General features: G+C 68.9%; 17 protein-coding genes and 1 pseudogene. 16 read left to right on the forward strand and 2 right to left on the reverse strand.

Going from position 1 to position 15,806, the window contains the following annotated elements; translation table 11 throughout:
• The 3 genes from ABT063_RS47955 to ABT063_RS47965 form a co-directional block, all read left to right on the forward strand.
• The coding region (locus tag ABT063_RS47955) for a non-ribosomal peptide synthetase (protein WP_351067772.1) at positions 1 to 3,827 on the forward strand (3,827 nt) is incomplete at its 5' end.
• A gap of 643 nt (positions 3,828 to 4,470) precedes the next feature.
• On the forward strand, positions 4,471 to 5,202 hold the full coding sequence (locus tag ABT063_RS47960) for an IS3 family transposase (protein WP_351067775.1): 732 nt from the start codon (positions 4,471 to 4,473) through the stop codon (positions 5,200 to 5,202).
• Between the two features lie 91 nt (positions 5,203 to 5,293).
• Positions 5,294 to 6,412: an IS4 family transposase gene (locus tag ABT063_RS47965; RefSeq protein ID WP_351067836.1), complete on the forward strand. Its 1,119-nt coding sequence runs from the start codon at positions 5,294 to 5,296 to the stop codon at positions 6,410 to 6,412.
• Here ABT063_RS47965 and ABT063_RS47970 read toward each other — a convergent pair.
• Positions 6,388 to 7,812 (reverse strand): recombinase zinc beta ribbon domain-containing protein, encoded by a 1,425-nt coding sequence (locus ABT063_RS47970; protein WP_351067777.1) that lies wholly within the window; start codon positions 7,810 to 7,812, stop codon positions 6,388 to 6,390. The genes ABT063_RS47965 and ABT063_RS47970 overlap by 25 nt on opposite strands.
• Between ABT063_RS47970 and ABT063_RS47975 the strand changes: the two genes are divergently transcribed.
• From ABT063_RS47975 to ABT063_RS48000, 6 genes and pseudogenes are all read left to right on the forward strand, one after another.
• On the forward strand, positions 7,804 to 8,139 hold the full coding sequence (locus tag ABT063_RS47975; RefSeq protein WP_351067779.1) for a transposase: 336 nt from the start codon (positions 7,804 to 7,806) through the stop codon (positions 8,137 to 8,139). The genes ABT063_RS47970 and ABT063_RS47975 overlap by 9 nt on opposite strands.
• 20 nt (positions 8,140 to 8,159) lie before the next feature.
• On the forward strand, positions 8,160 to 8,750 hold the full coding sequence (locus ABT063_RS47980) for a DUF6262 family protein (RefSeq protein WP_351067839.1): 591 nt from the start codon (positions 8,160 to 8,162) through the stop codon (positions 8,748 to 8,750).
• Positions 8,751 to 8,834: 84 nt separating this feature from the next.
• Positions 8,835 to 9,098 (forward strand): hypothetical protein, encoded by a 264-nt coding sequence (locus tag ABT063_RS47985; RefSeq protein ID WP_351067782.1) that lies wholly within the window; start codon positions 8,835 to 8,837, stop codon positions 9,096 to 9,098.
• Between the two features lie 362 nt (positions 9,099 to 9,460).
• Positions 9,461 to 9,662, forward strand: a pseudogene (locus ABT063_RS52540) (IS4 family transposase); the annotation flags it as partial.
• Between the two features lie 105 nt (positions 9,663 to 9,767).
• Complete coding sequence (locus ABT063_RS47995) at positions 9,768 to 9,980, forward strand: hypothetical protein (RefSeq protein ID WP_351067785.1); 213 nt, start codon at positions 9,768 to 9,770, stop codon at positions 9,978 to 9,980.
• 129 nt (positions 9,981 to 10,109) lie between these two features.
• Complete coding sequence (locus tag ABT063_RS48000) at positions 10,110 to 10,508, forward strand: hypothetical protein (RefSeq protein ID WP_351067787.1); 399 nt, start codon at positions 10,110 to 10,112, stop codon at positions 10,506 to 10,508.
• Between the two features lie 42 nt (positions 10,509 to 10,550).
• Here the strand turns inward: ABT063_RS48000 and ABT063_RS48005 are convergent, their stop codons facing one another.
• On the reverse strand, positions 10,551 to 10,982 hold the full coding sequence (locus ABT063_RS48005; protein WP_351067789.1) for a recombinase family protein: 432 nt from the start codon (positions 10,980 to 10,982) through the stop codon (positions 10,551 to 10,553).
• 415 nt (positions 10,983 to 11,397) lie between these two features.
• Here ABT063_RS48005 and ABT063_RS48010 point away from each other — a divergent pair, with 415 nt between their 5' ends.
• From ABT063_RS48010 to ABT063_RS48040, 7 genes are all read left to right on the forward strand, one after another.
• Positions 11,398 to 11,724, forward strand: coding sequence for a PadR family transcriptional regulator (locus ABT063_RS48010; RefSeq protein ID WP_351067791.1), 327 nt, complete (start codon positions 11,398 to 11,400; stop codon positions 11,722 to 11,724).
• Positions 11,721 to 12,077: a DUF1048 domain-containing protein gene (locus ABT063_RS48015; protein WP_351067793.1), complete on the forward strand. Its 357-nt coding sequence runs from the start codon at positions 11,721 to 11,723 to the stop codon at positions 12,075 to 12,077. Before ABT063_RS48010 ends, ABT063_RS48015 begins: the two co-directional genes overlap by 4 nt.
• 1 nt (position 12,078) lies before the next feature.
• Complete coding sequence (locus ABT063_RS48020) at positions 12,079 to 12,405, forward strand: DUF1048 domain-containing protein (protein ID WP_318218901.1); 327 nt, start codon at positions 12,079 to 12,081, stop codon at positions 12,403 to 12,405.
• A 389-nt stretch (positions 12,406 to 12,794) separates the two neighbouring features.
• Complete coding sequence (locus tag ABT063_RS48025; RefSeq protein WP_351067796.1) at positions 12,795 to 13,778, forward strand: ATP-binding cassette domain-containing protein; 984 nt, start codon at positions 12,795 to 12,797, stop codon at positions 13,776 to 13,778.
• Positions 13,775 to 14,560: an ABC transporter permease gene (locus ABT063_RS48030; RefSeq protein ID WP_351067798.1), complete on the forward strand. Its 786-nt coding sequence runs from the start codon at positions 13,775 to 13,777 to the stop codon at positions 14,558 to 14,560. Before ABT063_RS48025 ends, ABT063_RS48030 begins: the two co-directional genes overlap by 4 nt.
• A 73-nt stretch (positions 14,561 to 14,633) precedes the next feature.
• On the forward strand, positions 14,634 to 15,386 hold the full coding sequence (locus ABT063_RS48035) for a DUF1707 SHOCT-like domain-containing protein (RefSeq protein ID WP_502991034.1): 753 nt from the start codon (positions 14,634 to 14,636) through the stop codon (positions 15,384 to 15,386).
• A gap of 133 nt (positions 15,387 to 15,519) precedes the next feature.
• The gene (locus ABT063_RS48040) at positions 15,520 to 15,747 is read left to right on the forward strand and encodes a ferredoxin (RefSeq protein ID WP_351067801.1); all 228 of its coding nucleotides are present in this window, start codon (positions 15,520 to 15,522) and stop codon (positions 15,745 to 15,747) included.
• The last annotated feature ends 59 nt before the right edge of the window (positions 15,748 to 15,806 follow it).

A 15,806-nucleotide genomic window follows, 5' to 3' on the forward strand; every position in this document is an offset into this window, starting at 1 on the left:
CGGAGCGGATGCGGGCCGCGGGTCAGGCGGTCCTGGACCGGTACGCCAACCTGCGGACCGCGTTCGTCAGCGACACCACCGGTGAACCCGTCCAGCTCGTCGTCGACGATGTCCGACTGCCCTGGCGGCAGACCGACCTGAGCGACCTCCCCGAGGAGGAGCGGGAGGCGGCCTACGAGCGGATCCTGGCCGAGGACGACCGCACCCACTTCGACCTGGACAGGCCGCCGCTGGTGCGCATGACCCTGGTGACCATGGGACCGGACCGGGCCGAACTGGTCTTCACCGCCCACCACGTCCTCGTGGACGGCTGGTCGCTGCCGTTGCTGATGCAGGATCTGCTGCGCCTGTACGGCTCCGACGGGGACCCGTCGGTGCTGCCGCGTGCCCGGGGCTTCCGCGAGTTCCTGTCCTGGCTGGCCCAGCAGGACCACGAAGCGGCCGCCCGCGCCTGGGCCGAGGAACTCGACGGACTCGACGAACCCACCTTGCTGAGCCCGGACACCACGGCCGAGCAGGCGGATGGGGAGGACGGCGAGGACAACGAAGGCAGGGGCAGCGAGGGCAGCGAGGGGATCGGACAGCTCGAAGTGCCGCTGTCCTTGGAGACGTCCCGCGAACTGGAGCGGCAGGCCGCCGAGCTGGGCGTCACCCTGAACACCGTCGTCCAGGCGGCCTGGGCCGTGCTGCTCGGCCGGCTCACCGGGCGCCAGGACGTGGTGTTCGGCACCACGGTGTCCGGCCGTCCGCCCGCCGTCACGGACGTCGACACCATGGTCGGCCTGTTCATCAACACCCTTCCCGTACGCGTGACATGCGCCCCCGGGGACACCTTCGCCCAGATCCTGACGCGGCTCCGGGACCGCCAGGCCGTCCTGCTCGACCACCACCACTACGGTCTCGCGCAGATCCAGCAGGACACCGGCCTGAGCACCCTGTTCGACACCCTCGTCGGATTCCAGTCGTATCCGGTCGACCGGGCGGGCCTCACCGAGGCGAACACGACCGCGGGGATCGCGTTCACCGGCATCACCTCGGAGGGCGGCACCCACTACCCGCTCGGCGTGATCGGCAGCTCCGAACCCCGCCTTCGCGTGGCCATGCAGTACCAGCGCCACACCTTCGACCACGCCACCGTCGAGACCATCGCCGACCGGCTCGGACACGTCCTGCGCAGCCTCGCGGCCGACCCGGACCTGGCCGTCGGCACGGTCGAGGTGCTGACACCGGCCGAACGCGAGCGGCTCATCGGTGGGTTCAACGACACGGCGGCGGCGCTGCCCGAAGCCATCATTGCGGAACTCTTCGCGCACCAGGTGGCGAAGGCTCCGGACGCCGTCGCGGTCATCGACAACGACGAGACGCTGACCTACCGGGAGCTCGACGTCCGGTCGAACCGGCTGGCGCGCCGGCTGCTGCGGGCCGGGGTGCGGCCGGAGTCCGTGGTGGCCGTGGCGCTGCCGCGCTCGGCGGCGCTGGTGGTGGCATGGCTGGCCGTGCTCAAGGCGGGCGGCGCGTATCTGCCCGTCGACCCCGGCTACCCGGACGAGCGGATCACGTACCTGCTCGCGGACTCCGGGGCCGGCGTGGTCCTCGCGGACGCGACGACGGCCGCGGGCCTGCCCGAACAGTCCGTTCCCGTGCTCCGCCCGGACGATCCCGGGGGCGCCGAGGCCCTGACCGGCTCCGACGGCGCCGCGCTGACCGACGCGGAGCGCGGGTGGCCGCTGTCGGGCGCGGGCACCGCGTACGTCATCTACACCTCCGGGTCCACCGGCACCCCGAAGGGCGTCGTGGTGTCGCACCGCGGTCTCGCGGGCTTCGCGGGGGCCGCCATGGAGCAGTACGCGGTCGGCCCCGGTGACCGGGTCCTGCAGTTCGCCTCGCCCAGCTTCGACGCCTCCGTCCTGGAACTGTGCTCCTCGCTGCTCAGCGGGGCGACGCTGGTGACGGGTGAGGAGGGGCCGCTGGTCGGCGAGCGCCTCGCCGAGGTCCTCGCCGAGCGGCGCATCAGTCACACGCTCATCCCGCCCGCGGCGCTGGCCACCGTGCCGCCCGGGACGGCCGAGGCCCTGCCGGACCTGCGCACGCTGATCGTCGGCGCCGAGGCCTGTCCGCCCGATCTCGTGGCGCGGTGGGCGCCCGGACGCCGGTTGATCAACTCGTACGGGCCGACGGAAGCCACGGTGGTCGCCACCTGGACGGGCCCGCTGAGCCCCGGCCCGGCCGCCCCGCCGATCGGCCGCCCGGCGGGTGCCACTCGCGTGTACGTCCTGGACGCGGCCCTGCGACTCGTCCCGCCGGGAGTGACCGGGGAGTTGTACGTGGCGGGTCCCGGCCTCGCCCGCGGCTATCTGAACCGGCCCGGTCTTACCGCCGACCGGTTCCTGGCCGACCCGTTCGGCGGGCCGGGGGAGCGGATGTACCGCACCGGTGACCTGGTCCTGTGGGGGGAGGACGGCCAGCTGCGGTTCACCGGACGGGCCGACGACCAGATCAAACTCCGCGGCTTCCGCATCGAACCCGGCGAGATCGAAGCGGCGCTCCTGACGCACCCCGGCGTCGCGCAGGCCGTGGTGGTCGCCGACGGCCCGACCGGCGGCCGACGCCTCGTGGCGTACGTGGTGCCGGCCGCGGGCCGAACCGGGGAAGCCGACGGCGAACACCCGGCGGACACCGGGACTCTCGCCGCCGGGCTGCGGTCGCATCTGCGCGAACGGCTGCCGGAACACATGGTGCCGTCCGTGGTGGTGGCCATCGACGAGGTGCCCCTGACGCCCAACGGCAAGCTGGACCGGCGCGCCCTCCCGGCGCCGGACCACACCGGGCCGGCGGCCGGAAGGGCCCCGCGGAACTCGCGCGAAGAGCTCCTGTGCGGCCTGTTCGCCGAGGTGCTCGGCCTCGACCGGGTCGGAGCCGACGACGACTTCTTCGGCCTCGGCGGACACTCGCTCCTCGCCACCCAGCTGGTCAGCCGTATCCGCACGGTGCTCGGCGTCGAGACCTCGCTCCGGCGGGTGTTCGAGTCGCCGACCGTCGCCGAGCTGGCCGCCGAGCTGGCGGCCGACGGCGACGCCGCCGAGTCGGGGGACCCGTTCGCGGCCGTGCTGCCGATCAGGACGAGCGGGGACAAGGAGCCGCTGTGGTGGATCCACCCGGGCAGCGGGCTGTGCTGGATCTACCTCGGATTCGCCGGACGGCTGCCCGCGGACCGACCGGTCTACGGCATTCAGGCGAAGGGCTTCGACGGGGTGACACAGCCGCCCGAGTCGATCGACGCCATGGTCGCCGACTACGTCGAGGAGATCCTCGCGGTACAGCCCGAGGGCCCCTTCCACCTCCTCGGGCTCTCCCTCGGCGGCACCCTCGCCCATGCCATGGCCGCCGAGTTCCAGCGGCGAGGGCACGAGGTGGCGCTTCTCGCCCTCCTCGACAGCGTTCCCAGCACCTTCTTCGAACGCTACGAGCCGCCCCACGCCGACGACATCCGCGCCTACTTCGGCGAGCACCTCATCAGCCCCGGCAGCGCCGGTGACCAAGCTACGTTCGTGGACAACGCGGTCTCCGTCGTCGTCGGCCACACCACGATGCTGCGCAGTTTCACGTCGCCGACTTACCACGGCGACGCGCTGTTCTTCAACGCGACGGCTGAAGGAGACGGCTCGTACTCGGACCTGTGGCGCAGTCACATCACTGGTGCCATAAGGGAGTACGACATCGACAGCACGCACCAGGACATGTACCTGCCCGTACCCGCCGACGAGATCTGCGCGGTGGTCGGCCGCGCGCTCGACGACGCGGCAGGGGGCTCCGTGACGGAGAGCTGACCCGGCGCCGACGGCGTGGTGCGGGTCACCCCGCACCACGCCGCACGCAACGGACGAAACGGACAGCGCAACGAACACGCGCTCAGCACCGTCGCACGCAACGATCGTGTGTGGATGCGCAACGTTGCTGCATTACGGGCGGGAACTGACAGCTCATAGAGTCATGCGCTGTATGTGGCGTGGCGGGGACTGCCTGCTCGGTGGTTCCCGCTTCCTGTGTGGACCGCCGCGGCTCCCTGCCACTTCGACCGGCAGCAATGAAGGAGCCAGCGTGTGCTCGATCAGGGCGCACCCCCGTAGACCGCCCCAGCCCTCCGGGCACGGTGGGCCTTGGCACTCGACTGATGCGGCGCAAGTCGGCGGAAAGCTTGGTCGCTAAAGGCCAAGGCCGTAAAGTTACGACTTCGGAGGCGCTGACAAGTACGCGCTGATCTGCGGCGACTGCGGACGTGAGAAGCGGAGCCCCGGTAGAACTGGCAGTCGACCAGGACAGCCGTTCACAGCACCGGAGGCTCCGCTGTCCGATCAGTGTGTCATCACGCGTGAAATCACGGTAGCCAAGGGCTTGTTCGCCCCAGGGTACCTGGGGGAACTCACCCTGATGCCAGGGTTACGGTCCTGGCGAAGGAGAGCCACCAGCACCATGGCAGCACCCCGTAAATACCCCGACGAGCTCCGCGAGCGCGCCATCCGCGAGGTCCGCGCCACCGGCCGGCCGATCGCCCGCGTCGCGAAAGATCCTGGCATCCATAAAGAGGCCCTGCGCGGTTGGGTCCGCCAGGCCGAGGCCGACAGCGGCGAGCGGGATGACCGGCTCACCACAGCCGAGCGCGAGGAACTCAGGCAACTCCGCAGGAAGAACGCCGAGTTGAAGCGGGCGAATGAGATCCTGAAAGCCGTCGGAGTGTTTTTGTCCAGGAGATCGACCGTCCTCGGACGAGGCCGAGCTGGGGGTGCCCCTCTGGGGGAGATCGACCACCTGCGCGAGAGGGGCCTCGGGGTCGATCCCGTCTGCCGGGTTCTTGAGCTGTCGCCGTCGACGTACTTCGCCCGCAAGAAGCGGCCGAAGTCGGCCCGCCGGCTCCGAGACGAGCAGCTCATGCCGCTGATCGAGCAGATCCATGCGGAATCGGGCGGCACCTACGGTGCCCGGCGGATCACCCGGGCCCTGCGCCGCAGGGGCGTCGACGTGGCCCGCTGCACCGTCGAGCGGCTGATGGCCGAGCTGGGCCTGGAGGGCGTGATCCGTGGTCAACGCCGGCGGACCACCGTGGCGGAGCCGTCGGCGCCCCGCCCGCCGGACCTGGTCGACCGCGATTTCACCGCCTCCCGGCCGGATCAGCTGTGGGTGGCGGACATGACGCAACGCCGGTAAGTTAGCCGCCCTTTCGAGGGATTGACGGCACGAGGGAGCCCCGGTGGGACTGGGTTTCGACCAAGAAGACCCCGTCCGTGCCGAGGCTCCCATGTCCGCTCATCCTGCCACCGTTCCCGCTGCCCGATTGAGGCTGAAGCCGTCGGGCTCCCCTCACCCATTAGATGATCTAGGCCTGGGAGCCCTGCCGCAGCTGCTGTCTCCCGACCTCGTGGATCAGGTGATCGCCGACTGCGGGCGCCGGGAACGGCGGGTGCGTGCCCTGCCGGCCCGCGTGACCTTGTACTTCGTCCTCGCTCTGTGGCTGTGCCCGGCCGCCGGCTATCCCGAGGTGCTGCGGATGCTGTTCCAGCAGCTCACCGAGCAGCTGCGGGCCGGAGCACTGCGGATCCCTTCCGCCGCGGCCGCGGTGCAGGCCCGCCGCCGGCTCGGCCCGGCCCCGCTCAGAGCCCTGTTTCGGCGTCTGCGCGGCCCTCACAGCGATCCCGGCGCCCCGGGGATGTCGGCCTTCGGATGCGACCTGGCTCTGCTGAAGGTGTCGGTGGACGGCACCCGCCTGGACGTCGCAGACACCCCGGCCAACCGGAAGGCGTTCGGCGACCCGCCGCGCGGCCGCTTCGGCTCCGGACGCTATCCGCAGATCCGGGTGCTGATGCTGATTGCCAGCGGGACAAGGGCCGTGCTCGAGGCGGTGTGGGGGCCGTGGTCGGTCGGCGAACTTCCGCTGCTGGACAAGCTCATGCAGACCGGGGCCGTGCGCCGGGGCATGCTGGTGCTGGCCGACCGGTACTTCACCGGCTTTCCCCAGGTGTCGCAGATCGTCCGAACCGGCGCCCACCTGATCTTCCGCACCCCTTCCCGGCGCAAGCTGCCGGTGTTCACCGAGCTTGCAGACGGCTCCTACCTGTCGGTCCTGCCCGGCCCGGTCTACTCGGGCAAGGGCGACTGGCGCCGCAGTGCCCGCGAGCGCGGACGCCGCCTGGGACTGCGGGCTCGCCAGGAGCAGGGCATCCGGATCCGCGTCATCGAGGCCGAGGTCACCGTCATCCCCGAGCACGGCGAGCCCCGCACCGAGCCCTACCGACTGATCACCACCCTGCTCGATCCCAAGCAGGCCCCCGCCGAGCAGATCGCGCGGCTCTATGCGGAACGCTGGGAGGCCGAGATGTGTCAACCACAGTGCACTCATAAATGGGAACTGGCTGTTTGATCTCCGTCTTGGGCCGGGATGGGTGGTTCGGTGTCGGTCCAGCGGTGTCGGGTGTACCAGCCGGGCGGTCGGATGCGTCGCTCGCGGAGTTCGGCGAGTTGGGTGGGTCCGGCGTGGAGGATCCAGCGGTGGGGGCGCCGGGATTCCTTGCGGGCGTTGACCCAGCCGCGGTAGATCCATGAGTAGAGGGTGACTGCGGGCATGTCGAGTTCGGCGGCGAGGTCTTCCAGCCACCATTCATCGCGGCAGGGTTCTTCGCCGGGTGGCGGGGCCGCTCGGGTGCGGGCGGGTGGCGGCAGGCAGCCAAGTTCGCGCAGGATCTCCTTGACCGCGCTGGCGCTGATCCGGTTCCCGCGTCCGCGGGCCGGGCGGAAGCCGTCTGCGTGCAGGCGCCGGGCGAACGCTTCGGCGCGGTGTCCCTGCCCGGCCAGCTCGCGGACACGCTCCTTGATCTGCGGGAAGTAGCTGAGCTGTTGCAGGAGGGCGACGGGGCGGGCGGTCTCGCCTGTGGTGGTCCTCCCGCCGGCCCAGGTGATGGTGACGGTGACTCGTTCGCTGGTGCCCAGCACGGTGATGGCGAACTGCTCCACGAGCGCGCGAATGATCTCTTTGCGGTCGGCGGTGGTCGTCGTTGGCGCTCTCCACAGGCCCTCGATGTCCTCGGCCAGCGCGGTGATGGCCTGCTGCTCGGCAGCGGTAAGGGTGCGCGGACGGGTCAGGTTGAAGCGGTCGTACTCCTCCTGCAGCATCTGCTGGGCGGCAAGGGCCTGCTCCCAGTCCTTTTCCAACTGCCGTACTACCAGGCGGTTTTCGGGCTCGGCGAGGCGGTAGCAGCGCCGGGCCCGGTCGGCGCTGAGCGCGGCGCGTTCCAGCCGCTGGGACCAGATCTTCTCCAGCTTGGCCCGCTCCGCCAGGACCTGCTCGGCCGCGCGTAAGGAGACCTGAAGCGCGGCCGGGGCCAGCGCGGCCAGGACATGGGCGGTGACGAAGGTGTCCACGCAGGCCCCGTTCAGTGCCTGGCAGCGCTCCCCGGTCCCGTAGTCGGTCATCTGCCGGGCGCACACGTAGTCGGGGCGGGTGCTGCCTGCCTGTTGGTGGTAGCGCACGGTCATGCGCTTGCCGCAGCGGCCGCATCGCACCAGCCCGGCCAGCAGCGCGGGGCCGCTCCGGACCGTGCCGGGGGTTTCGGCCCGGGCGGCGTTGGCCGCGAGCCGGGACAGGTTGGCCCGGTACTGCTCGACGGTGATGTAGGCGGGCAGTGCGTCGGGGATGAACACCAGCCACTCGTCCTCACCGCGCACCACCCTGCCGGTGGAGGGGCGTCCCGGCTGCTGTCGGCGGTGCTCGACGCGGCGGCGCCCGTAGGCGTAGATCCCGGCATAGACCGGACTGTGCAGCATGCACTGCAACGTCATCCGGTTCGGCCGCCGCCACTCCAGCTCGCCCTTGTCGGGGCCCCGGCGCAACCGGATGACCGCGAACGCATCCGGGCCGCCGTCGAACTCGACGACTGGGCCCGCGCCGAGGCCCTGCCCTCCGAAGAAGAGATCTCCCGCGTCCGCCACCTGATCAACCGGATCCGCAGCGGCATGGACGACCTCGACACCGGTGAACGCGAACAGATCCACGACGCCGTCACCCTCGTCCGCCGGCACCGCACCGTCATGCTCGGCATGCCCCGCATGCGCGTCACCCCGCTCGACGCCCGCCAGGAGAAGCAGAGTTGAGTCACCAACCGGAACTTGCCATGCACGCCGGACGCCGAGCCGACTCCGATCGACGACGCACCCGCGTCCAAGACGCTCTCCGCCAGGCCCAGGCCGCCGGATCAGAGATCACCGCCAGCTCCATCGCTCGCGCGGCAAAAGTCGACCGGTCCTTCCTCTATCGCCACCCCGACCTGCTGGAACAGATCCACACCGCACAGAGGCAAGCTCCCGATCCCACGACAGACAACACATGCGTCAGCCGGGCGTCCCTGCACGCCGAGCTCCTGGCCGCCCGGCACCGCACCGCCCGGCAGGCCGCCCGGATCCACCAGCTTGAGCAGAAGTTCTCCGAACACCTTGGCCGCCAGACCTGGCACGACAGCGGGCTCGGCGCCCCCTCCGACATCGACACCCTCAACCAGAAGATCACTCACCTGGAACAGCAGGTCATCGACATCCGCCTGCAACTCGAGGAACGGGAACAAGACCTCGCTGCCGCCCGCGGCGAACCGCGAACTCATGGCCCAGATCAACACCGCCCGCCCCGCCCCATGAGCCATGCACCACAGGTGTCGGACACAGGAGATGCCCGACAACCCCGCACCGACCTGCGAAGACTCACGAGTTGAAGCCACAGCGACGAAACGACCCCGAGAGAACAGGCCCCACTCCGCCCTCGACTACGTACCGCCCGCCGAGTACGAACGCGACTGGTGGCGACAACAGGAAGCCACCCCGCAGTCCGCCTGAATCAAGATCGCCGGACTCTACGAAAGTCGGCAGCTCACTTCGGCCGGTTCAACACCTCCAGGCAGGACCGGTGGGTATTCGGCGACCGGGAGACCGGCCGCTATCTCGCCAAGTTCGCCTGGACAAAGATCGTCAGGCATCAGCTGGTCATCAAGGGGGCGTCCGTGGACGACCCGGCGCTGACCGAGTACTGGGCCTCGCGGCGACGCAGGAACAAGCCCCGTTGAGCCCGTCCTGGTTGCACCTGCTTCAGGGGCAGCACAGGCGGTGCCCTCTATGCGGAAGCCTTCTCCTGCATGCCGACCAGGAGCCGCAAAGCCCCCAGGAATGGGAGCAGTGGCTACGGACGACCCGGACGGCGGTGCGCGGCAACGCGCTCACCCTCATCCCGGACGCAGGCCAGCCGGACGATCGTGTCGCCTTCCGACTGATTCACGTCCACTGCCACCGCTGGCGCGGTAGCCGTGGTCCGGCAAATCTGGCTGCCCGTGGGCCTTCAGAGTCTGCTTGAGCCGGATGCGGTTAACGCCGCCCGTCCGGTTCTGAGGGGGGTGCGGCGCAGCAATGCGCCGCACCTACCCGACAACACGAGAGCGCCTACTACGCCCTGCGCCACACCATCCTGCACGGACGCGTCCTGCGCTCACACGACCCGGCCGGCGTCGAGCAGGAGGTGTGGGCTCTGCTCACCCTCTACCAGGTTCTGCGCCGCACCATGGTCCAGGCGGCGGAGTCCCAGCCAGGCACCGATCCCGACCGCTGCGGCTTCACCGTCGCCCTCCAGACCGCCCGTGACCTCGACGGTGATCGCTCTCCTGCCGCCGCCGGCGCCGGAGCCCGCACTGCCCACGACCACGGTCCCCCAGTACGTCGGCCCCGGCCAGACCAGCAACCGCATGACACGTGTGCTCACCATCCTGCAGGCAGAACCGGAACGGCTCTGGCGCTCAAGGGAGATCGCCGAACTCCTCGGCGACGTCACCCTCGTCGCCACCTACCGACAACTCGCCCGCTGGACCAAGAAGGGAATGATCAAGAGGGTCCGCACGGGACGCTACGCGGCAGTCGCACCGGAAACGACCCCCTTGCGTGACCTGCAGAAACGCTAACTACCCGGCCTTAGGGAAACTTCACGTAGTCTTTTGCCAGCGGCTGGCCGCGTAGCGGGATGTACTCGAAGTGACGTAGGAGCGGGTCGGTAGTCATCCGTCAAGACGGCACGACATAAGGGCTGAGACATGAGGGAACACGGCGTTGCTGCGAGCGAACTGCTAGCTCAGGAGGAGGTTGAACTGCTGAGGCGGGCACTCCTGGAATGGGGCGGGCCGGCTTGGTGCAGCGATCAGCTCGCCGCTGGTATGGGATTCGCGGGAATGCAGGATCTGTTCGATCAATGTCGCAGGCTACGGGGCGCGTTGAGAGATGATCTGCAGCTTGTTCCAGCGGATTGGGCGCGCCTTTTATTAGCTACAGAGATCGTTTTCGTCAGTGACCTTGCGGGCTCCGGAGTCGAATGGTCGACGACCACGGCGATCAGTGACGAGCCAGCCATCAGGACGCTGCGATCGATCCAACGGAAGCTGTCCAAGGTCGTCGGTCACTATTACGGCAAGGTGCCGAACGATGACGAGAGCTAGTGTGATGCGCCAGAAATGACGAGACTAAGTATGTTTCAGGTTTCAGAGTGCGAGATGTGGCGTTCTGTCGGTCTTGTCACGCTGGAGTTCGCCGGCGGCGGCGAGGGTCTGCACCATGAATTTCATAGTGGACAGCAGCTCGCCGGTGCGCGGGTAACGGGCAGTGAGGTCCATCGCGGAGAACGCACCGTCGTGGATGCGCAGCGCCACCTGGTTGCGGTGGAGGACGTCGAGCACGTCGAGGATGTGCCCGGTGCCGCGCACGAGGCGGAACATCTCGGAGATGTGCACGGTGTCGCCCGGCCGCGTGTAGGTGAGCAGTTCGCGGAACCTTGGCCGCTGGAGGGGGTGGAGGTGACTGGAGGTGCCCGGGTCCTCCTCAAAGACGACCGGGTCCTCGATCCCGGCCTCGTCTAGGACGAGGTTCTGCCGGGCCGTTGACTGCTGGTCGGTCGAGACCCGCTTGTAGACCATGGTTCGCCACCGAAGGCACCTTCCGTACGGAGGTTCGGACCGTATCTGTCGTCAAACCCTGTCAGCAATCACCATCGGATCTGATTAGATTCGCGCCGCTCCGCGAACCCCCGGATTGCACGGGTTCATTGGACGCATCGGCCCCCTGTCGCCAAACGATCGTTTGCCGACAGGCGCAAGCTGGCCGACAAGCAGCCCGGGGGGATCGAGGATCGGGGCGTTGCGGTGATGACCTACGAGCCCCCACTGACTGCGGAGCTGGCCCGATGCGTGGCCGCCGCTGTGGAGCCCCGGTCCTCGCCGACCGGTCCCGGCTTTACGCCTACCGGAGATACTGACGTCCTCCAGTACTCGGTGGTACCGTATAGTGGTGCTCGGTAGCACGCAGTACCGGCAGGGCTGAGGAGCACCCGCGATGGACGACCTGACTGAGATGTTGAAGGGCACGCTCGAAGGATGTGTGCTCGAAATCATCGGCAACGAGGAAACCTACGGTTACGCCATCACCCGTCAGCTGAACGAGCTCGGCTTCACCGACGTCATCGAGGGGACGGTGTACACCATCTTGCTGCGACTGGAGAGGAACGGACTCGTCCAGGTGACCAAACGACCATCCGGGGTCGGTCCGCCGCGCAAGTTCTACGCGCTCAACGACGCCGGACGCGAAGAACTCTCGAAGTTCTGGGCGAAATGGCAGTACGTCTCATCACGCATCGACAGGCTCAAGGAGGGCGGGAGATGAACTTCTGGGAGAAGGTCACAGGCAGCGATCTCACCAGGGAATGGAAGGCGTTCGAAGCCCGGGCCGAGACCCTGCCGGACGACTACCGGGCGGCGTGGGGACAGATCATCGCCCACCTCTTCCCCTACGGGGACTTCACCGGCCGCAACCTGATGCCGATCCTCGACGCCGCCCTGGGGCTGCTCGAAGTAGCAGCGGCGGACGGACAGAGCGTCCACGAGGTGCTCGGCGAGGACATCCGAGGCTTCTGCACCGCGCTTGCCGGTGGAGAAGGGGCTCGAACCTATCGCGACCGGTGGCGCGAGCAGTTGAACAGGAACGTCGCTAGGAAATTGAGCCGGCTGGGAGGCTGACGTGAGCATCCAAGACATCATCGAGGGAAAGAAACAGTGGCGGGCGCACGTGGCTCGGGTCAAGGCTCTTCCGCCGGACTATCAGATCGTCTACAAGGAGATGCAGAGGTACCTGTTCAAGGTCGGACCGATCAGCCTGCCTGACGGGCCCCTGCTCCCCGGGATCGTCGACTTCTTCGAGGAGGGCGTCGCCACAGGCAAGGGAGTCTTGGAACTCATCGGCACCGACGTCGCCGCGTTCTGCGACGACCTGATCAAGGACTCTCCCACCTACGCGGACGTCTACCAGGAATCCATTAGCGGGGAACCTGGCGCGGACGAGAAGTGACACCCGTCGCTCCATGCCAGCGGGCGTAGCCCGCCCGAGCGGTTCGTTTGCCTCGGCGCAGCGCAACCAGGCGCTGGCCGATTGGCTACCAGAAACTGCCGCAGATCCTGTCCACGGAGGTGGTCGAGCAGGTCGGCGAGACCTGACTCAGCCGCGCCAATGTCGGCAACCTCCTCGGAGCAGCAGTCCAAGCGAGGGGGCCCGCGTCTTCACCGCCCGGCCGCGGGCCGAGATCGAGGGCACTGCGTAACCGTCGAGCAGCACCCTCGCGCTCACTCCTCGCCCTCTTCGTCCTCATCCAGCCGCTGGCGCTGTAGCGCACCCGTCTCGCCGACGCGCCGCATCCCTTCATCCAAGCCTCAACGGGAGTACCCATGCCCTTTTCTGTCATGCCTGCATCAAGGCAGAGCGACCGGCAGTCGCCCGCTGCCGTCTCCGTCGTGGGACTGCGCAAGTCATATGGCGACAAGGTGGTCCTGGACGGCATCGACCTGCGGATTCCGGCCGGTTCCGTGTTCGCCCTGCTCGGTCCGAACGGCGCCGGCAAGACCACCTTGGTGCAGATCCTGTCCACGCTCATTGCCGCCGACGGCGGGCAGGCCCAGGTCGCGGGCCACGACGTCGCCGCCTCGCCCGGAGGGGTCCGCGCGGCGATCGGCGTCACCGGCCAGTTCTCGGCCGTGGACAACCTGATCACCGGTGAGGAGAACATGCTCCTCATGGCGGACCTGCATCACCTGTCGAAGGCCGAGGGGCGGCGGGTGACCGCGGAGCTCCTGGAGCGCTTCGACCTCACCGACGCCGCGAAGAAGCCCGCCTCCGCCTACTCCGGCGGTATGCGACGCCGTCTGGACATCGCCATGACGCTGATCGGCAGTCCGCGGATCATCTTCCTCGACGAGCCGACGACCGGACTCGACCCGCGCTCCCGGCACGCCACGTGGGGGATCATCCGCGCACTGGTCTCCGGTGGCGTCACCGTCTTCCTCACCACCCAGTACCTGGAGGAGGCCGACGAACTCGCAGACCGGATCGCGGTGCTGAACGACGGCAAGATCGCCGCCGAGGGCAGCGCCGGCGAGCTCAAGCGCCTCGTTCCCGGCGGGCACGTCCGGCTGCGCTTCACCGACCCGGCCGCCTACAAGGCCGCCGCCACCGCGCTGGACGAAGCCGCCGGGGACGACGAAGCCCTCACGCTCCAGGTCCCCAACGACGGCAGCCAGCGTGAGCTGCGCGCCATCCTCGACCGGCTGGAGGCCGCGCACATCGAGGCCGACGAGCTGACCGTGCACACGCCCGACCTCGACGACGTGTTCTTCGCCCTGACCGGCGGTGTCGGCGTCCTCGCCCAGGCCAAGGAGGCCACCCGATGAGCTCCTTCTCCCTCGCCGTGCGCGACTCGACCACGATGCTGCGGCGCAACCTGTTGCATGTGCGGCGCTATCCGTCCATGACGCTGAACCTGCTCCTGACGCCGATCATGATCCTGCTGCTGTTCGTCTACATCTTCGGCGATGTGATGAGCGCGGGCATCGGCGGGAACGACCGCTCCGACTACATCGCCTACCTCGTGCCGGGGCTCATGATGATGACCATCGGCAGCACGGTGATCGGGGCCGCGATGTCGGTCTCCATCGACATGACCCAGGGTCTCATCGCCCGCTTCCGCACCATGGCGATCTTCCGGGGCTCCCTGTTCATCGGGCATGTCGTCGGCAGCGTGCTCCAGGTGGTCGCCAGTCTGGTGATCGTCGGCGCCGTCGCCGTGGCCATCGGATTCCGCACCACGGACGCCACCCTGCTCGAGTGGATCGCCGCAGTCGGCCTGCTCGCCCTGTTCGCCCTCGCGCTCACCTGGATCGCGGTGGGGATGGGCATGGCCAGTCCGACCCCCGAGGCGGCCAGCAACATGGCCATGCCCCTGATCCTCCTCCCGCTCATCTCCAGCGCCTTCATCCCCGCGGAGACGATGCCGGGCTGGTTCCAGCCGATCGCCAAGTACCAGCCCTTCACCCCGGCGACCGAGACTCTGCGCGGCCTGCTGCTCGGCACGGAGATCGGCAACAACTGGTGGATCGCCCTGATCTGGTGCGTGGTACTGACAGCGCTCGGCTACCGCTGGGCGCAGGCCGTATTCAACCGCGGTCCGAAGTAGACGGGACCGGGACGCGGACCTCTCCCCCCGCGATCCGGTCCGGCCCGGGGCGGCGGAATCCGACGGAGCGTTGGTGCCCGCCGTCCCAGCGGCGTGGCCGGTCCGTGACCCGGAGGGCCCGGACCTCGGCCTCGGCTTCGGCTTCGTCAAGGAGTGGCCCGTGAGAATCGACGCAGACCTCGGAAGCGGAGGGACCTTGGTGGGACAGGACCGGGATGCGGGTGTGCCGGGGGAGAACCCTCCGTCCGGGGAGGCCGGGCTACGGGCCTCGCACGGGGACCGGGACAGGACGGTGGAGGTCTTGCGGGTCGCCGCGGGGGACGGCCGGCTCACCTCGGACGAACTGGACGGGCGGCTGGAGGCCGCGCTGTCGGCTCGTACGGTCGGTGAACTGACAGCTCTCACGGTGGATTTGCCGCCCGTCTCGGTGATGGCCGGCGGCGCCATGGCCGAGGTCAAGGACGTGGTGCGGATCGAGCAGACCCACGGCAGGGCCGGGCGCGACGGGCGCTGGGTGGTGCCGCGCAGGCTGGAACTGGCGGTGACCTGGTGCGATGTGACACTCGACTTCACCGAAGCCGTGATCACGTACGACACACTCCACGTGGACATGGCCATGTCCGGCAGGAAGCTGACGTTGATTACGCGACCCGGTGTCGTCGTGGACGCGGACGGTGTACGGCTCGCCTTCAGCAGGCTCAAGTACCGCCGCCGCAGGGCGGATCGCGACAAGCCGTACGTCCTGAAGGTGGAGCTGTCGGGGCAGAAGGTCTACGGGCGCATCGTGGTCAGGCCCGCGCGACGACTGTTCGGACGGCAGCCGTGACCCCTTCCCGTTCCGTGTACGAGGTGTCCCGCGACCCTCAACTGCCCTTCCTCTGCGACCTGTTGGGCCCTCGGGTGCCGCATGTCAGCCGGATATGCTCGGACCCCTGTCACCTCGCCGAAGAGGAGCTGTCATGAGCCCGCGTACCGAGGAGTCGGGCGAGGAGAGCGCCCGGATCCAGGTGGACCGGGACCGGTGCGTGGGCGGGGGGATGTGCGCTCTCGTGGCTCCGGACGTCTTCACACAGGACGACGACGGGCTGAACGAGATCATCGAGGGCCAGGAGCACAGCTCCGGGTCCGCGGTGCGTGCGGCGATCCGGGCCTGCCCCGTACAGGCCATCCGGATCGGCGGTGCGTGAGTCGCCAATCCGCGCCGGCACTCCGTCCTGCCGTCCGGAGCCCGTGAAACGCCGCCGTG

The organism is Streptomyces sp. NPDC002838, from assembly GCF_040295365.1.
Taxonomy (GTDB): Bacteria; Actinomycetota; Actinomycetes; order Streptomycetales; family Streptomycetaceae; genus Streptomyces.

Bases quoted from the DNA above. Each gene is read 5' to 3' on its own strand.
- ABT063_RS47960 (WP_351067775.1), top strand. From the start codon at position 4,471: ATGGCAGCACCCCGTAAATACCCCGACGAGCTCCGCGAGCGCGCCATC.
- ABT063_RS47965 (WP_351067836.1), top strand. From the start codon at position 5,294: ATGTCCGCTCATCCTGCCACCGTTCCCGCTGCCCGATTGAGGCTGAAG.
- ABT063_RS47970 (WP_351067777.1), bottom strand. From the start codon at position 7,812: ATGCTGCACAGTCCGGTCTATGCCGGGATCTACGCCTACGGGCGCCGC.
- ABT063_RS47980 (WP_351067839.1), top strand. From the start codon at position 8,160: ATGCACGCCGGACGCCGAGCCGACTCCGATCGACGACGCACCCGCGTC.
- ABT063_RS47995 (WP_351067785.1), top strand. From the start codon at position 9,768: ATGACACGTGTGCTCACCATCCTGCAGGCAGAACCGGAACGGCTCTGG.
- ABT063_RS48000 (WP_351067787.1), top strand. From the start codon at position 10,110: ATGAGGGAACACGGCGTTGCTGCGAGCGAACTGCTAGCTCAGGAGGAG.
- ABT063_RS48005 (WP_351067789.1), bottom strand. From the start codon at position 10,982: ATGGTCTACAAGCGGGTCTCGACCGACCAGCAGTCAACGGCCCGGCAG.
- ABT063_RS48010 (WP_351067791.1), top strand. From the start codon at position 11,398: ATGGACGACCTGACTGAGATGTTGAAGGGCACGCTCGAAGGATGTGTG.
- ABT063_RS48015 (WP_351067793.1), top strand. From the start codon at position 11,721: ATGAACTTCTGGGAGAAGGTCACAGGCAGCGATCTCACCAGGGAATGG.
- ABT063_RS48025 (WP_351067796.1), top strand. From the start codon at position 12,795: ATGCCTGCATCAAGGCAGAGCGACCGGCAGTCGCCCGCTGCCGTCTCC.
- ABT063_RS48030 (WP_351067798.1), top strand. From the start codon at position 13,775: ATGAGCTCCTTCTCCCTCGCCGTGCGCGACTCGACCACGATGCTGCGG.
- ABT063_RS48040 (WP_351067801.1), top strand. From the start codon at position 15,520: ATGAGCCCGCGTACCGAGGAGTCGGGCGAGGAGAGCGCCCGGATCCAG.